We start from the raw sequence: 16,159 nt of genomic DNA on the forward strand, positions 1-16,159 counted from the left end.
ATAAAAACTGCCGCAAAATGCGGCAGATTCGCAATTCAGCGAAGCGTTACAGTCGACCCAGATCGTTGACCAAGGCAAGCAACATCACCCCGACCACCAAACTGATACCGATCTGTATCCCCCAACCTTGCACCCGATCCGACAAGGGACGACCACGCGCCCACTCGATCAGATAAAACAACAAATGCCCCCCATCCAGTACAGGAATGGGCAACAAATTCAGAACCCCCAGGCTAATACTCAGATAAGCAAGGAAATTCAGGAAATCAGCGACGCCCGACTGGGCAGAAGCGCCCGCCACTTTAGCAATGGTTATCGGTCCACTCAAGTTTTTTACCGAGAGCTCGCCGAACAACATTTTCTTCAGCGAATCGAGGGTCAGCACACTCATGGTCCAGGTGCGTCGCGCCCCTTCGCCAATGGCCGCTACAGGACCGAAGCTGACCTCACGAATCATCGTTGGTGGCCAATCGACAGCTTTGACCCCAGCCCCCAGGTAACCGGTGGCGGCCTTGCTGCCCCCCCGGACTGCCAGGGTGACAAGGACGTCGATTTGAGCACCGTCGCGCTCGACCTGCAGCACAATTTTGGTTTCAGGACGTATACGCACCCAATCGACCACTTGCTGCCAATCCGTCAGCGCCTGTCCATCGAGTTTCAACAGGCGGTCGCCGGTTTTCAGGCCTGCGGCCTGGGCCGGCCCCTTCGGATCGAGTTCAGCCAGGACCGGCGGCAAGGCCGGACGCCATGGCCGAATGCCAAGGGAGCGAATCGGATCAGGCTCATCGGCACCTTTGAGCCATTGGTCCAGAATCAGCTCACGGGGAGTATCGGCAGTGGAACCCTCTTCGCGCACCAACAACTGCACTGCACCACTCTCGCCCAGACGGCGGACCAGTTGCAGATTGACCGCAGCCCAGCCGGAAGTGGCCTCGCCATCGACGGCGACGATTTCCTGACCCGGGCTCAAACCGGCCTTGGCGGCGATGCTGTCGGCATCTACACCGCCGATCACCGGGCGTATCTGCTCGGTACCGAGCATCGCCAGGACCCAGAAGAACACCAGGGCCAGCAGGAAGTTGGCGACAGGGCCGGCAGCAACGATAGCGATCCGCTGGCGAACCGACTTGCGATTGAAGGATTGCTCCAACTGATCGGCCGGTACCTCAGCCTCCCGCTCATCGAGCATTTTCACGTAGCCACCCAGCGGGATGGCGGCAATCACAAACTCGGTACCCTGGCGATCGTGCCAGCGCAGCAACGGCATGCCGAAGCCTACGGAAAAGCGCAGAACCTTGACCCCGCAGCGACGCGCGACCCAGAAGTGGCCGAATTCGTGGAAGGTGACCAGCACGCCCAGGGCTACCAGGGTGCCGACAATCATATAGAGCGCGCTCATCTACTTTCTCCGCAATCCTATTCAGCGCTGGCGCGGGCAAACCTGCCGCAACACCTATCGCCCGTGACGGCTCAACCAACGTTGCGCCAGTACACGCGCTTTCGCGTCCGCCGTAAACACTGCCTCAAGATCCGCCACAGCCACCACCGGCTCGAGGTTCAATACTTCCTCGATGATACTCGCGATCTCCAGGTAGCGGACACGCCCATCCAGAAAGGCGGCAACCGCCACTTCATTGGCCGCATTCAACATGGCCGGCGCGCTGTTACCCGCCTCGGCCGCCTGGCGTGCCAGGCGCAGGCACGGGAAACGCTCTTCGTCGGGCGCCTGGAAGTCCAGGCGCGCGATAGCAAACAGGTCAAGCGGTGCCACGCCAGAGTCAATCCGCTCAGGCCAGGCCAGCGCATTGGCGATGGGCGTGCGCATGTCCGGATTGCCCAGTTGGGCCAGCACCGAACCGTCCACGTAGTCGACCAGCGAGTGGATCACGCTCTGCGGGTGGATCACCACCTCGACCTGGGACGGTTTGGCATCGAACAGCCAGCAGGCCTCGATCAGCTCCAGGCCCTTGTTCATCATGCTGGCCGAGTCGACCGAAATCTTGCGCCCCATCGACCAGTTGGGGTGGGCGCAAGCCTGATCCGGCGTGACATGTGCCAGCTCGGCCAGGGCAGTCTGGCGGAACGGGCCGCCCGATGCCGTCAGCAGTATCCGCCGCACCCCGACATTGCCCAGCCCGCGGGAGAAATCCGTCGGCATGCACTGGAAGATCGCATTGTGCTCACTGTCGATCGGCAACAGCACCGAACCACTCTTGTGCACCGCCTGCATGAACAGGGCGCCGGACATCACCAGCGCCTCTTTGTTGGCCAGCAGGATCTTTTTGCCCGCCTCCACCGCCGCCAACGTCGGGCGCAGTCCTGCCGCACCGACTATCGCCGCCATCACCGCATCCACTTCGGGGTCGGCAGCCACCTGGCACAACCCCTCCTCCCCCACCAGTACACGGGTGGGCAGGCCAGCAGCCCGTAGATCATCCTGCAGGCGGCGAGCCGCCTCAGGTTGCGGGACCACGGCAAAACGCGGCACATGACGGACGCACAACGCCAGCAACTCGCTAAGGCGCGAGAAGCCGCTCAAGGCAAATACCTGGAAACGCTCAGGGTGGCGAGCGATGACATCCAGGGTGCTCAGGCCTATGGAGCCGGTCGCACCGAGCACGGTGATTTGTTGTGGCCGGCTCACGGTGCGGCCATCCACAACAACACGGCGAACAAGGGAATGGCTGCGGTCAGGCTGTCGATTCGATCCAGCACCCCACCGTGACCCGGCAGCAAGTTACTGCTGTCCTTGATCCCGGCCTGACGCTTGAACATGCTTTCGGTCAGGTCGCCGACCACCGAAATGAACACGATGATGGCCGCGCCGATCAAGCCCTTGAGCAACTGACCTACGGTCCAATCGCGCACCAGGCCGACGACCAGGGTAATCACCAGGCTCAACAGCAGGCCGCCATACACCCCCTCCCAGCTTTTGCCGGGACTGACCAGCGGCGCCAGCTTGCGCTTGCCGAAGGCTCGGCCGGAGAAGTAAGCGCCAATGTCCGCGCCCCAGACCAGCACCATGACCGCCATGATCAGCCAGTTACCCAGCGGGTACTGCTTGATCAGCACCAGGCCTTGCCAGGCCGGCAACAGGATCAGCAGGCCGATCACCAGCTTGCAGGCGGCACTGGCCCAATGTTCGCTAGTCTTGGGATAGGTCAGCACCAGGAAGGTCGCCACACCCCACCACAGCACGGCTGCACCCAACACCCAAGGCGCAAGCCCGGGCACCAAATGCAGGACCAGCAGCATCGCCGCCACTACGGCCGCGTAGGTGACACGCATCGACTGCGCCTCGAAGCCCGCCAGGCGCGCCCACTCCCAGGCGCCCAGGGTCACCACCAGGCCGATGAACAGCGCAAAAGCGGAACCTTCGAGCAGGAAAAACCCGCACAGGGCGATTGGCAGCAGGATCAGTGCCGTGATGATTCGTTGTTTAAGCATTAAACCCGGGCTCCAGCTTCAACCTGCTCACTCGTTTTACCGAAGCGACGTTGGCGAGAAGCGAAATCGGCCAGTGCAGTGCGCATGGCTTCGTGTTTGAAGTCCGGCCAGAACAGGTCGGAGAAGTACAACTCGGAATAGGCCATCTGCCACAACAGGAAGTTGCTGATGCGATGCTCGCCACCGGTGCGGATACACAGGTCGGGCAACGGCAGGTCGCCTGTGGACAGGCAGGTCTGTAGCAAATCCGGCGTGATGTCGTCCGGCCGCAGGTGACCGGCCTGAACTTCTCGCGCCAGACGTTGCGCCGCCTGGGCGATGTCCCACTGGCCACCATAGTTGGCGGCGATTTGCAGGACAAAACGATTGGCCCCGGCCGTCATCGCCTCGGCTTCACGCATGGCTGCCTGAAGCTCGGGATGAAAGCGCGAGCGGTCGCCAATGATGCGCAAGGAAATGTTGTTGTCGTTGAGGCGCTTGGCCTCACGACGCAACGCCTTGAAGAACAGGTCCATCAAGGCACTGACTTCATCGGCCGGGCGCTGCCAGTTCTCACTGGAAAACGCAAACAGGGTCAGGACTTCCACCCCCGATTCAGCGCACACCTCGATCACGGCGCGCACAGCATCGACGCCCGCCTTGTGCCCGGCAACGCCGGGCAAGAAACGTTTTTTTGCCCAGCGATTATTGCCGTCCATGATGATCGCGACATGTCGCGGCACCGTGGACAGCGCAGGCTGCTTGGTCTTTTCCATGAAAGCGCGACCCTTATACGGCCATCAAATCCGCTTCTTTTTGCTTCACGGCGACTTCGATTTCAGCCACGAACTTGTCGGTCAACTTCTGCACGTCATCAGCGGCGCGACGCTCGTCGTCTTCGCTGATTTCCTTCTCCTTGACCAGATCCTTGAGCTGGCTCAGGGCATCACGACGGATGTTGCGCACGGCAACACGGGCGTCTTCTGCCGCTTCACGGGCCTGCTTGGTGAAACCGCGACGGGTTTCTTCAGTCAGTGCCGGCATGGAGATCAGCAGCAACTCGCCCAGGTTGGTCGGGTTCAGGTTCAGGCCTGCGCTCTGGATCGCCTTGTCGACCGCTGCCAGCATGTTGCGTTCAAACGCAACCACTTGCAGGGTACGCGAATCCTTCACGGTCACGTTGGCGACCTGGCTGATCGGGGTGTCGGAACCGTAGTACGGCACCATCACGCTGCCCAGGATGCTTGGGTGAGCCTTGCCGGTACGGATCTGGCCGAATGCCTTGGACAGCGAGTCCAGGGATTTGGCCATGCGCTCTTGAGCGTCTTTCTTGATTTCGTTGATCATTGTTCGCCTTCCTCGATCAGAGTCCCTTCAGCGCCGCCATGTACGATGTTCAGCAGGGCGCCGGGCTTGTTCATGTTAAATACGCGCAGCGGCATCTTGTGGTCGCGGCACAGGCAGATAGCCGTCAGGTCCATGACACCCAGCTTGCGATCCAGTACTTCATCGTAGGTCAGATGATCAAACTTCTCGGCATGCGGGTCTTTGAATGGATCTGCGGTGTACACGCCATCAACCTTGGTCGCCTTGAGCACGACGTCGGCATCGATTTCGATCGCGCGCAGGCAGGCGGCCGAATCGGTGGTGAAGAACGGGTTGCCGGTACCGGCCGCGAAAATCACCACTTCCTTGGAGTTGAGGTGACGCATGGCCTTGCGGCGATCGTAGTGATCGGTCACGCCGACCATGGAAATGGCGGACATCACAATGGCCGAGATATTGGCACGTTCCAGTGCGTCGCGCATGGCCAGGGCGTTCATCACAGTGGCCAGCATGCCCATGTGGTCGCCAGTGACCCGATCCATGCCGGCCGCACTCAGTGCCGCGCCGCGGAACAGGTTGCCACCACCAATCACCAGACCCACCTGGACACCGATACCGACCAGTTGGCCGACTTCCAGCGCCATGCGATCCAGCACCTTGGGGTCGATCCCGAACTCTTCGGAGCCCATCAAGGCCTCGCCGCTAAGCTTGAGTAGAATGCGTTTATAGCGAGCCTGATAACCACTGCCCTGCTGAGCCATTGCGAATCTCTCCTGCGGCGTATTTTAAAAAATTCTGTGCGGGCTGTTTGCAGCCTGCGTTTACTCTAGCTTGACGCTATCACAGCGCCATCGGAACACGGCTTTGTAAGCCAGTTCCGAGGGGATGCCAAATAAAATCGACTTCCCATTTGAAAAGAGGCTGCGCGCGTGAGCGGGCAGCCTCTTTCGGGCGACAGTTGAAAACTGTCTTATTGCTTGGCAGCAGCCAGCTGGGCAGCAACTTCTTCAGCGAAGTTGTCGACCGGCTTCTCGATGCCTTCGCCTACTTTGAAGTAAGTGAAGGAAACGATTTCGGCACCGGCTTTCTTGGCCAGTTCGCCCACCTTGATTTCAGGGTTCTTGACGAACGCCTGCTCAACCAGGCTTGCTTCAGCCAGGAACTTGCTGATACGGCCTTTGACCATGTTCTCAACAATGTTTTCTGGCTTGCCTTTGATTTTTTCTTCGTTCAGCTGCAGGAACACGGCTTTTTCGCGCTCGATCGCGTCAGCGGAAACTTCCGATGGCAGCAGGAACTCAGGGTTGCTAGCCGCTACGTGCATAGCAATGTCCTTGGCCAGCTCAACGTCGCCGCCTTTCAGAACAACCGCTACACCGATCTTGTTGCCGTGCAGGTAACCACCCACCACATCACCTTCAACGCGAGCCAGGCGACGGATGTTGACGTTTTCGCCAACCTTGCCGACCAGTACCAGGCGAGCAGCTTCTTGAGCTTCGATCAGCGGAGCGACGTCAGTCAGCTTGTCGGCGAACGCTTTTTCAACGCTAGCAGCAACAAATGCCTTGAAGTCGTCCTGCAGAGCCAGGAAGTCCGTCTGAGAGTTCACCTCCAGCAGGACTGCGGATTTACCGTCTTCCTTCAGGGCGATAGCACCTTCAGCAGCAACGTTGCCTGCTTTTTTGGCAGCCTTGATGGCGCCCGAAGCACGCATGTCATCAATGGCTTTTTCGATGTCGCCGCCAGCCTTGGTCAAGGCCTTTTTGCAGTCCATCATGCCTTCGCCAGTACGCTCGCGCAGTTCTTTGACCAACGCTGCAGTAATCTCTGCCATTTTCAAATTCCTCTTGGATAGGTTTTCAACCATTCCACCCGATCGAACGGGCGTTCAATTCTTCTCGACCCACCCCTTGTTAGCTGCCGCACGTTACAAAAAAGGCAGTGGGCGCCGACAAATGGTTTTCGAGGTGGCAAAAAGGGGGCCAAGCCCCCTTTTTGCTTACTGAGTCAACGCCAAGGCGTCAATTACTCAGCTGCTGCTACCGGAGCTTCTTCTACGAACTGCTCGGTGCCGCCAGCAACGTGGTTGCGACCGCGGATTACAGCGTCAGCCATCGAACCCATGTACAGCTGGATAGCGCGGATTGCGTCATCGTTGCCTGGGATGATGTAGTCAACGCCTTCCGGGCTGCTGTTGGTATCGACTACGCCGATAACCGGGATGCCCAGCTTGTTGGCTTCGGTGATCGCGATGCGCTCGTGATCAACGTCGATAACGAACAGTGCGTCAGGCAGACCGCCCATGTCCTTGATACCACCCAGGGAACGATCGAGCTTTTCCAGGTCACGAGTGCGCATCAGCGCTTCTTTCTTGGTCAGCTTGGCGAAAGTACCGTCTTCGGCTTGCACTTCAAGGTCACGCAGACGCTTGATGGAAGCACGGATGGTTTTGAAGTTGGTCAGCATGCCGCCCAACCAGCGGTGATCGACGTACGGCGAACCGCAACGTGCTGCTTCTTCAGCAACGATCTTGCCAGCGGAACGCTTGGTGCCGACGAACAGAATCTTGTTTTTGCCCTGGGCCAGACGCTCTACGAAAGTCAGAGCTTCGTTGAACATTGGCAGGGTTTTTTCAAGGTTGATGATGTGGATCTTGTTACGCGCGCCGAAAATGTATTTACCCATTTTCGGGTTCCAGTAACGGGTCTGGTGACCGAAGTGCACACCGGCCTTCAGCATATCGCGCATGTTGACTTGGGACATGATAGTTCCTTAATAAGTCGGGTTTGGCCTCCACGTATCCCAATGACCAACCAGCAGCTTCAGCTGAAGGCACCCAGGTCATCGTGTCGACACGTGTGTGGATTTAAGCCTTTCGGGGCATCCCCGGAAAGCGGCGCATTTTATACCATAGCAAGGCTGAAAACGGAACCCGGTTTCTCAAAACCAGGCGAGCGCGAATGTTCCAGCCCTTGGAATCGCTCAAGATTGCGCCATTCTATAGAGAGAAGCGATGCATGCCGCCACGGATTTGCCGTGATCGTCTGTTAGAATCGCCTTTTTCAGGCCTGCGCGCCGCATCACGCAGAGCCCATTCCGTATAGCAAGCGCCACTGAGCGTAGAGAGAGCCTGTATGACCGTCACCCTCAAAACCCCAGAGGACATCGCCAAAATGCGCATCGCCGGCAAGCTTGCCGCCGAGGTGCTGGAAATGATTGCTGAACACGTCAAGCCCGGGATCACCACCGAAGAGCTCGACCGCATCTGCCACGACTACATCGTCAACGAGCAGCAGGCCATCCCTGCCCCGCTCAACTATAAAGGCTTCCCGAAGTCGATCTGCACCTCGATCAACCATGTGGTCTGCCACGGCATTCCGAATGAGAAAGCCCTGAAGGACGGCGACACCCTGAACATCGACGTCACCGTGATCAAGGACGGCTACCACGGCGACACCAGCCGCATGTTCCACGTCGGCAGCGTGCCGGTCTGGGCCGAGCGCCTGTCCCAGGTCACCCAGGAATGCATGTACAAGGCCATCGAAATCGTCAAACCCGGCTGCCGCCTGGGCGACATCGGCGAAGTGATCCAAAAGCACGCTGAAAAGAACGGTTTCTCGGTGGTGCGCGAGTTCTGCGGCCACGGCATCGGCAAAGTGTTCCACGAAGAGCCACAAATCCTGCACTACGGCCGTGCCGGTACCGGCATGGAACTGCAGGCTGGCATGACCTTCACCATCGAGCCGATGATCAACCAGGGCAAGGCCGACACCAAGGTCCTGGGCGATGGCTGGACCGCCATCACCAAGGACCGCAAGCTCTCCGCCCAGTGGGAACACACCCTGCTGGTGACCGAAACCGGTTACGAGATCTTCACCTTGCGCAGCGATGACACCATCCCTCGCGTTTCTGCCTGACCTGCCGTTCCCAGCCTTATAGAAAGGAAAGCCAATCGATGCCGCAGGTGGATCCCGAACTCTTCGACCGCGGCCAGTTCCAGGCTGAACTGGCCCTGAAGGCAAGCCCGATTGCGGCTTTCAAGAAGGCCATCCGCCAGGCCCGCGAGGTACTCGACACGCGCTTTCGCAGCGGCCGGGACATTCGCCGGCTGATCGAGGATCGCGCCTGGTTCGTCGACAACATCCTGCAAAAGGCCTGGGACCAGTTCAGTTGGAGCGAAGACGCCGACATCGCGCTGGTCGCGGTCGGCGGCTACGGCCGGGGCGAATTGCACCCCTATTCCGACATCGACCTGCTGATCCTGCTGGACAGCGCCGATCACGAAGTTTTCCGCGACTCCATCGAGCGCTTCCTGACCCTGTTGTGGGACATCGGCCTGGAAGTGGGCCAGAGCGTGCGCTCGGTGGACGAATGCGCGGTGGAAGCCCGCGCCGACCTGACGGTCGTCACCAACCTCATGGAAAGTCGCACCATTGCCGGCCCCGAGCATTTGCGCCAGCGCATGCTCGAGGTCACCAGCACCGCGCACATGTGGCCGGCCAAGGAGTTCTTCCTGGCCAAGCGCACCGAGCAGAAGGCCCGTCACCACAAGTACAACGACACCGAATACAACCTGGAACCCAACGTCAAAGGCTCACCCGGCGGCCTGCGGGATATCCAGACGATCCTGTGGGTCGCTCGCCGCCAATACGGCACCCTGAACCTGCGCGCCCTGGCCGGCGAAGGTTTCCTGGTGGAAAGCGAGAACGCCCTGCTGGCCTCCTCCCAGGAATTCCTGTGGAAAGTCCGCTACGCCCTGCACATGCTTGCCGGGCGTTCGGAGGACCGCTTGTTGTTCGACCACCAGCGCTCGATCGCTGGCCTGCTGGGTTTTGAGGGCGAAGACGCCAAGCACGCCATCGAAAACTTCATGCAGCAGTACTATCGGGTGGTGATGAGCATTGCCCAGCTCAGCGACCTGATCATCCAGCACTTCGAGGAAATCATCCTCGCCCCGGCCGACGAAGCGCCGCCGCAGCCGATCAACTCGCGCTTCCAACTGCATGACGGCTACATCGAGGCCATCAACCCCAACGTGTTCAAGCGCACGCCGTTTGCCATGCTGGAAATCTTCGTGCTGATGGCCCAGCAGCCGGAAATCAAGGGCGTGCGCGCCGACACCATTCGCCTGCTGCGCGAACACCGGCACCTGATCGACGACGACTTCCGCCACGACATCCGCAACACCAGCCTGTTCATCGAGCTGTTCAAGTGCAAGATCGGCATCCACCGCAACCTGCGGCGGATGAACCGCTATGGCATTCTCGGCCGCTACCTGCCGGAGTTCGGTTTTATTGTCGGGCAGATGCAGCATGACCTGTTCCACATCTACACGGTCGATGCCCACACCCTGAACCTGATCAAACACCTGCGTAAGCTGCAGTACACCCAGGTGTCCGAAAAATTCCCGCTGGCCAGCAAGCTCATGGCCAAGCTGCCCAAGCCGGAACTGATCTACCTGGCCGGGCTGTACCACGACATCGGCAAGGGCCGGCATGGCGACCATTCCGACATCGGCGCGGTGGACGCGGAAGCCTTCTGCCAGCGCCATCAGCTCCCCGCCTGGGACAGCCGCCTGATCGTCTGGTTGGTGCAAAACCACCTGGTGATGTCGACCACGGCCCAGCGCAAGGACTTGTCCGACCCTCAAGTGATCCACGACTTTGCCCTCGCGGTCGGCGACGAGACCCGGCTCGACTACCTGTATGTACTGACCGTCGCGGATATCAACGCCACCAACCCGACCCTGTGGAACTCCTGGCGCGCCAGCCTGTTGCGCCAGCTCTACACCGAGACCAAGCGCGCCTTGCGCCGCGGCCTGGAAAACCCGGTGGACCGCGAGGAGCAGATTCGCCAGACCCAAAGCGCGGCCCTGGACATCCTGGTCCGCGGTGGCACCGATCCGGACGACGTCGAACAGCTCTGGTCGCAACTGGGCGACGACTACTTCCTGCGCCACACCGCTGGCGATGTGGCCTGGCACAGTGACGCGATCCTCCAGCAGCCGGCCGACGGCGGCCCACTGGTCCTGATCAAGGAGACCACCCAGCGCGAGTTCGAGGGCGGCACCCAGATCTTCATCTATGCACCGGACCAGCACGACTTCTTCGCCGTGACCGTGGCCGCGATGGACCAGCTCAACCTGAACATTCACGACGCCCGGGTCATCACCTCCACCAGCCAGTTCACCCTCGACACCTACATCGTGCTCGACACCGATGGCGACTCGATTGGCGACAACCCGGCCCGGGTCAAGCAAATCCGCGACGGCCTGACCGACGCGCTGCGCAACCCGGACGACTACCCGACCATCATCCAGCGGCGGGTACCGCGCCAGCTCAAGCATTTCGCCTTCGCGCCCCAGGTGACGATCCACAACGATGCCCACCGCCCGGTCACCGTGCTCGAGCTCAGCGCCCCGGACCGCCCGGGCCTGCTCGCACGAATCGGCGGGATATTCCTCGAATTCGACCTGTCGCTGCAGAACGCCAAGATTGCCACCCTCGGCGAACGGGTCGAAGACGTGTTTTTCATAACCGACGCCCACAACCAGCCGCTCTCGGACCCGGAGCTGTGCCGCCGACTGCAGGATGCAATCGTCGAGCAGTTGAGCGTCACCCAGGAACCGGAGATCAAGCTGTCGCGCCTGAGCATTTGATTCCCAGCTTCCCCCTGTGGGGGCGGGCTTGCCCGCGATGGCGCCAGCACATTCAAGACCCACAGTGGCTGATCCACCGCTATCGCGGGCAAGCCCGCTCCCACGCTGGATCTGCTGCATTACACAGATTGCATTCATTTAATGTCGCCATCGAGACTCACCGATGAACAACGCTCTGAACCAGCTCCAGCCCTACCCGTTCGAAAAGCTTCGCGCCCTGCTCGGTGCTGTCACGCCCAACCCGGACAAGCGCCCGATCGCCCTGTCCATCGGCGAGCCGAAACACCGCTCGCCAAGCTTCGTCGCCCAAGCCCTGTCCAGCAATCTGGAGCAGATGGCCGTTTACCCGACTACCCTCGGGATCCCGGCCTTGCGCGAAGCCATCGCGGGCTGGTGCGAGCGGCGCTTCAACGTCCCCGCCGGCTGGATTGATCCGGCGCGCAACGTGCTGCCGGTCAATGGCACCCGTGAGGCGCTGTTCGCCTTCACCCAGACGGTGGTCAACCGTGGCGACGACGCGCTGGTGGTCAGCCCGAACCCGTTCTACCAGATCTACGAAGGCGCCGCGTTCCTTGCCGGGGCCAAGCCGCATTACCTGCCGTGCCTGGACAAAAACGGCTTCAACCCGGATTTCGACGCCGTATCGCCCGACATCTGGAAACGCTGCCAGATCCTGTTCCTGTGCTCACCCGGCAACCCGACCGGTGCATTGATCCCGGTGGACACCCTGAAAAAGCTGATCGCCCTGGCTGACGAATACGACTTCGTGATTGCCGCCGACGAGTGCTACAGCGAACTGTACTTCGACGAGCAAACCCCACCACCTGGCCTGCTCAGTGCCTGCGTGGAGCTGGGCCGCCAGGATTTCAAGCGCTGCGTGGTGTTCCACAGCCTGTCCAAGCGTTCCAACCTGCCGGGCCTGCGCTCGGGTTTCGTGGCCGGCGATGCCGAGATCCTCAAGGGCTTCCTGCTGTATCGCACCTACCACGGCTGCGCCATGCCGGTCCAAGCCCAACTGGCCAGCGTGGCCGCCTGGAACGATGAAGAGCACGTGCGCGCCAACCGCACCCTGTACCGCGAGAAGTTCGATGCGGTGCTGGCGATCCTCAGCCCGGTACTCGACGTCCAGCGTCCGGATGGCAGCTTCTACCTGTGGCCGAACGTCGGCGGCGACGATGCCGCCTTCTGTCGCGACCTGTATGTCGAGGAGCACGTGACGGTAGTGCCGGGCTCTTATCTGTCGCGCGAAGTCGACGGCTTCAACCCGGGTGCCGGCCGCGTGCGCCTGGCCCTGGTTGCGCCCCTGGCCGAATGCGTGGAAGCCGCCGAGCGGATCCGCGCCTTCATCCAGCGCCGCCAGTAACCCGGCGCTACTTCACCTGCCCCAGGTTGGCCTCGCTCAAGTCGAGGTCGGCCAGTACCTCGCGCAGCACGTCATCACCAATCTGGTGATGGCGACTGAGCCGGTATAACTCCAGACGCTGGGCCCGCAGCGCGTTCAGACGCAAGCGCCGCTCCAGCAAGTCCATCTGAAACGCCAGGGCCTGGGCTTCCGCGGAATCGTTGAAGACCTCCAACTGGTGCCGGTACTCGGACATGATCCGCGCCTTGAGCTCCGCCGCCAGTGCAGCCTGCGCGGCATCCTGTGGATTGGCCTCCTCGGCCTCCAAGGCGTGAATCGCCGCCTCGGCGGTCTTGCGCCAGGCGTCGCGCACCTCTTGCCGGCGCTTGTCGTCCGGACTCGTCGGCAGACCGCGCAACAGCAAGGGCAAGGCGATGCAGGCCGTCACCAGCGACAACAGGATCACCCCGGCAGCAATGAAGATCAGCAGGTCGCGCTCAGGAAACGCCTCGGTGCCCATCAGCATCGGCACCGACATCACACCCGCCAACGTCACCGCCCCGCGCACGCCACCGACCGTCAACAGCCAGCAGGAACGGGCGGTCGGCACCTGGGTCAGCTCGCCTTTACCGCGCCATCGCCGCAACAGCACCGACAAGCGCCAGATGCTCTGCACCCAGATGAACCGCAGCATCACCAAGGCCAGGAAAATCGCCACCACATCCAGGCAACGATAAAACAGGGTCGGCCACAGCGAGGTTTCGTGACTGACCACAGCCTTGATGATGTCCGGCAATTGCAGGCCCAACAGCAGGAAAATCAGGCCATTGAAGGCAAACTCCAGCAGCGACCAGACACTGCGATTGAGCAGCCGGGTACTGGTCTGGCGCGGCAGCAGGTCAAGCCAGCTCTGCATCATCCCCGCCGCCACCGCCGACAGAATGCCCGAGACACCCAAGCGTTCGGCCAGCACATAGGCGGCAAACGGCAGCAGCAACATGAACACCACGTGGGTCGCCGGATCGTCCCAACTGCGGGCGATCATCCAGGCCCGCAGGCGCCCGACCAGCCAGCTCAGGGCCACACCCACCAACAGCCCGCCAATGGCCACCAGGACAAAGGTCAGGCTGGCATTGGCCAGGGAAAACGCCCCGGTAATGGCAGCCGCCAGGGCAAACTTGAAGGTCACCAGGCCCGAGGCATCATTCATCAGGGCCTCGCCCTGCAGCATGTGCATCAAGGGCGTGGGCAAGCGGTTCTGGGAAATCGCCGAGACCGCCACGGCGTCGGTCGGCGACAACACCGCCGCCAGCGCGAAGGCCACCGGCAACGGAATGCTCGGCACCAGCCAATGAATGAAGTAGCCCGCCCCGACCACAGTGAACAACACCAGCCCCACCGCCAGGGTCAGAATCGGCCCGCGCAACTTCCACAGCTCCCGCTTGGGCATGCGCCAGCCATCAGAGAACAGCAGCGGGGGCAGAAACAGAAACAGGAACAGCTCGGGATTGAGTGCCACATGCAGCCCCAGCGTCGGCCACGCGAGCAGCGCCCCGGCGGCGATCTGCACCAGCGGCAATGGCAGTGGAATCACCCGACCCACCAGCCGCGAGACACTGACCAGCATCAGCAGGATGAGGACGGTATAAGCGGTTTGCATAAAACAACAGTTCCCGGACAGTCGACGTGCAGCAGCACACATCAGGCAACAAGTTGCCGTTGAAGTGCCATATTAGACGCTTAAGCTATCCTTCGACCTTTGCACAAAGGTCGCACCTGACCCGTTAACCTGTCGCACAATCGTTTTATGCCCGTCGACGCCGACGCCGAACCCCCTCGGTCATGGCATAATCCTTCACCTTTTAGTTCCAGCACCTCCAAAGGGGGGCAATTCCTTGACCGCTTCAAGCAAAACGTTGCACCTTTTCGGCATCAAAGCCTGCGACACCATGAAAAAGGCGCGCACCTGGCTCGATGAAAACGCTGTCGGCTTTGATTTCCACGATTACAAGACGGCCGGAATCGACCGTGAGCACCTGACCCAGTGGTGCAACGAGCACGGCTGGCAAGTGGTGCTCAACCGTGCAGGCACGACCTTTCGCAAACTCGACGACGAACGCAAAGCCGATCTCGACCAGGCGAAAGCTATCGAACTGATGCTCGCACAACCCTCGATGATCAAGCGCCCGGTGCTCGATCTCGGTGACCGAACCCTGATTGGCTTCAAGCCAGATATCTACGCGGCCGCACTCAAGTAAGGCAGCCCGTTCAATTTTGTTAGAGGTAATTGCATGTCCACTACCCTGTTCAGCGTGGCCTTTGGTGTTGGTACCCAGAATCGTCAAGGCACATGGCTGGAAGTGTTCTACGCCCAACCCCTGCTCAACCCATCGGCCGAATTGATCGCCGCCGTTGCCCCGATCCTTGGCTACACCGAAGGCAACCAGGCCATCGCTTTCACTACCGCCCAGGCCGCGCAACTGGCCGAAGCCGTAAAGGCGATCGATGCCACCCAGGCCGCCCTGCTGACCCGCCTGGCGGAAAGCCACAAACCGCTGGTCGCCACCCTGCTGGCCGAAGACGCACAACTGAGCTCCACCCCAGAGGCCTACCTCAAGCTGCACCTGCTGTCCCATCGCCTGGTCAAGCCACACGGCCTGAACCTGGCCGGGATCTTCCCGCTGCTGCCCAACGTCGCCTGGACCAGCCAAGGCGCCATCGACCTTGGCGAGTTGGCCGAGCATCAACTCGAAGCCCGCCTGCGTGGCGAACTGCTGGAAGTGTTCTCGGTGGACAAGTTCCCGAAAATGACCGACTACGTGGTACCGGCGGGCGTGCGTATCGCTGACGCCTCGCGGATCCGCCTGGGTGCGTACGTGGGCGAAGGCACCACCGTGATGCACGAAGGTTTCGTCAACTTCAACGCCGGCACCGAAGGCCCGGGCATGATCGAAGGCCGCGTGTCGGCCGGTGTCTTTGTCGGCAAGGGTTCGGACCTGGGCGGCGGCTGCTCCACCATGGGCACCCTGTCGGGCGGCGGCAACATCGTGATCAAGGTCGGCGAAGGCTGCCTGATCGGCGCCAACGCCGGTATCGGCATCCCGTTGGGCGACCGCAACACCGTCGAGTCGGGCCTGTACGTCACCGCCGGGACCAAAGTGGCCCTGCTGGATGAAAACAACCAACTGGTCAAAGTGGTCAAGGCTCGTGAGCTGGCCGGTCAGTCCGACCTGCTGTTCCGCCGCAATTCACAGACCGGCGCCGTGGAATGCAAGACCCACAAGTCGGCCATCGAACTGAACGAAGCGCTGCACGCCCACAACTAAGCGTCACACGAGTTCACCTGTAGGAACGAGCCCGCTCGCTCCTACAGGGGCCTGGCATATGCCCGCCCATGTTCACTAGGG

The 16,159-nt window shown here is 61.0% G+C and carries 14 protein-coding genes; 5 read left to right on the forward strand and 9 right to left on the reverse strand.

Annotation, left to right across the window (positions count from 1 at the left end; genetic code table 11):
* Nucleotides 1-46 precede the first annotated feature (46 nt).
* The 8 genes from rseP to rpsB form a co-directional block, all read right to left on the reverse strand.
* Nucleotides 47-1,399, reverse strand: a complete 1,353-nt coding sequence (gene rseP, locus AACY45_RS16505; protein ID WP_339546439.1) for a sigma E protease regulator RseP — start codon at nt 1,397-1,399, stop codon at nt 47-49.
* A 54-nt stretch (nt 1,400-1,453) separates the two neighbouring features.
* The gene (gene ispC / locus AACY45_RS16510) at nt 1,454-2,644 is read right to left on the reverse strand and encodes a 1-deoxy-D-xylulose-5-phosphate reductoisomerase (RefSeq protein ID WP_339546440.1); all 1,191 of its coding nucleotides are present in this window, start codon (nt 2,642-2,644) and stop codon (nt 1,454-1,456) included.
* The gene (locus tag AACY45_RS16515) at nt 2,641-3,447 is read right to left on the reverse strand and encodes a phosphatidate cytidylyltransferase (protein ID WP_339546441.1); all 807 of its coding nucleotides are present in this window, start codon (nt 3,445-3,447) and stop codon (nt 2,641-2,643) included. The genes ispC and AACY45_RS16515 overlap by 4 nt, the downstream gene beginning before the upstream one ends.
* Nucleotides 3,447-4,202, reverse strand: a complete 756-nt coding sequence (gene uppS, locus AACY45_RS16520; protein ID WP_095166791.1) for a polyprenyl diphosphate synthase — start codon at nt 4,200-4,202, stop codon at nt 3,447-3,449. Before uppS ends, AACY45_RS16515 begins: the two co-directional genes overlap by 1 nt.
* A 13-nt stretch (nt 4,203-4,215) precedes the next feature.
* Nucleotides 4,216-4,773: a ribosome recycling factor gene (gene frr / locus AACY45_RS16525; protein WP_339546442.1), complete on the reverse strand. Its 558-nt coding sequence runs from the start codon at nt 4,771-4,773 to the stop codon at nt 4,216-4,218.
* Nucleotides 4,770-5,513, reverse strand: a complete 744-nt coding sequence (gene pyrH / locus AACY45_RS16530; protein ID WP_011059526.1) for a UMP kinase — start codon at nt 5,511-5,513, stop codon at nt 4,770-4,772. The genes frr and pyrH overlap by 4 nt, the downstream gene beginning before the upstream one ends.
* Before the next feature lie 209 nt (nt 5,514-5,722).
* On the reverse strand, nt 5,723-6,586 hold the full coding sequence (gene tsf, locus AACY45_RS16535) for a translation elongation factor Ts (RefSeq protein WP_339546524.1): 864 nt from the start codon (nt 6,584-6,586) through the stop codon (nt 5,723-5,725).
* A 191-nt stretch (nt 6,587-6,777) separates the two neighbouring features.
* On the reverse strand, nt 6,778-7,515 hold the full coding sequence (gene rpsB, locus AACY45_RS16540) for a 30S ribosomal protein S2 (protein ID WP_003219330.1): 738 nt from the start codon (nt 7,513-7,515) through the stop codon (nt 6,778-6,780).
* Nucleotides 7,516-7,886: 371 nt separating this feature from the next.
* On the opposite strand from rpsB, the gene map reads away from it, so the two are divergent.
* The 3 genes from map to dapC all read left to right on the forward strand — a co-directional run bounded on the left by map (nt 7,887) and on the right by dapC (nt 12,773).
* A complete protein-coding gene (map, locus tag AACY45_RS16545; RefSeq protein WP_339546443.1) occupies nt 7,887-8,669 on the forward strand; it encodes a type I methionyl aminopeptidase in 783 nt (260 codons plus the stop codon).
* A gap of 38 nt (nt 8,670-8,707) precedes the next feature.
* Complete coding sequence (locus tag AACY45_RS16550; RefSeq protein ID WP_339546444.1) at nt 8,708-11,410, forward strand: [protein-PII] uridylyltransferase; 2,703 nt, start codon at nt 8,708-8,710, stop codon at nt 11,408-11,410.
* Nucleotides 11,411-11,573: 163 nt separating this feature from the next.
* A complete protein-coding gene (gene dapC / locus AACY45_RS16555; protein WP_339546445.1) occupies nt 11,574-12,773 on the forward strand; it encodes a succinyldiaminopimelate transaminase in 1,200 nt (399 codons plus the stop codon).
* A 7-nt stretch (nt 12,774-12,780) separates the two neighbouring features.
* Here dapC and AACY45_RS16560 read toward each other — a convergent pair whose 3' ends face one another.
* On the reverse strand, nt 12,781-14,412 hold the full coding sequence (locus AACY45_RS16560) for a Na+/H+ antiporter (protein WP_339546446.1): 1,632 nt from the start codon (nt 14,410-14,412) through the stop codon (nt 12,781-12,783).
* Nucleotides 14,413-14,701: 289 nt separating this feature from the next.
* On the opposite strand from AACY45_RS16560, the gene AACY45_RS16565 reads away from it, so the two are divergent.
* Nucleotides 14,702-15,010 carry an arsenate reductase gene (locus AACY45_RS16565; RefSeq protein ID WP_339546447.1) on the forward strand — a complete coding sequence of 103 codons (309 nt, stop codon included), beginning with the start codon at nt 14,702-14,704 and terminating at the stop codon, nt 15,008-15,010.
* A 33-nt stretch (nt 15,011-15,043) separates the two neighbouring features.
* Nucleotides 15,044-16,078, forward strand: coding sequence for a 2,3,4,5-tetrahydropyridine-2,6-dicarboxylate N-succinyltransferase (dapD, locus tag AACY45_RS16570; RefSeq protein WP_095166776.1), 1,035 nt, complete (start codon nt 15,044-15,046; stop codon nt 16,076-16,078).
* The last annotated feature ends 81 nt before the right edge of the window (nt 16,079-16,159 follow it).

This window comes from Pseudomonas sp. RA_35y_Pfl2_P32 (assembly GCF_963970735.1).
In the GTDB taxonomy this organism is placed as follows: Bacteria; Pseudomonadota; Gammaproteobacteria; order Pseudomonadales; family Pseudomonadaceae; genus Aquipseudomonas.

Excerpts from the sequence above, each read along its gene's own strand:
- rseP (WP_339546439.1), bottom strand. The coding sequence starts at position 1,399 with ATGAGCGCGCTCTATATGATTGTCGGCACCCTGGTAGCCCTGGGCGTG.
- AACY45_RS16515 (WP_339546441.1), bottom strand. The coding sequence starts at position 3,447 with ATGCTTAAACAACGAATCATCACGGCACTGATCCTGCTGCCAATCGCC.
- uppS (WP_095166791.1), bottom strand. The coding sequence starts at position 4,202 with ATGGAAAAGACCAAGCAGCCTGCGCTGTCCACGGTGCCGCGACATGTC.
- frr (WP_339546442.1), bottom strand. The coding sequence starts at position 4,773 with ATGATCAACGAAATCAAGAAAGACGCTCAAGAGCGCATGGCCAAATCC.
- pyrH (WP_011059526.1), bottom strand. The coding sequence starts at position 5,513 with ATGGCTCAGCAGGGCAGTGGTTATCAGGCTCGCTATAAACGCATTCTA.
- tsf (WP_339546524.1), bottom strand. The coding sequence starts at position 6,586 with ATGGCAGAGATTACTGCAGCGTTGGTCAAAGAACTGCGCGAGCGTACT.
- rpsB (WP_003219330.1), bottom strand. The coding sequence starts at position 7,515 with ATGTCCCAAGTCAACATGCGCGATATGCTGAAGGCCGGTGTGCACTTC.
- map (WP_339546443.1), top strand. The coding sequence starts at position 7,887 with ATGACCGTCACCCTCAAAACCCCAGAGGACATCGCCAAAATGCGCATC.
- AACY45_RS16550 (WP_339546444.1), top strand. The coding sequence starts at position 8,708 with ATGCCGCAGGTGGATCCCGAACTCTTCGACCGCGGCCAGTTCCAGGCT.
- dapC (WP_339546445.1), top strand. The coding sequence starts at position 11,574 with ATGAACAACGCTCTGAACCAGCTCCAGCCCTACCCGTTCGAAAAGCTT.
- AACY45_RS16560 (WP_339546446.1), bottom strand. The coding sequence starts at position 14,412 with ATGCAAACCGCTTATACCGTCCTCATCCTGCTGATGCTGGTCAGTGTC.
- AACY45_RS16565 (WP_339546447.1), top strand. The coding sequence starts at position 14,702 with ATGAAAAAGGCGCGCACCTGGCTCGATGAAAACGCTGTCGGCTTTGAT.
- dapD (WP_095166776.1), top strand. The coding sequence starts at position 15,044 with ATGTCCACTACCCTGTTCAGCGTGGCCTTTGGTGTTGGTACCCAGAAT.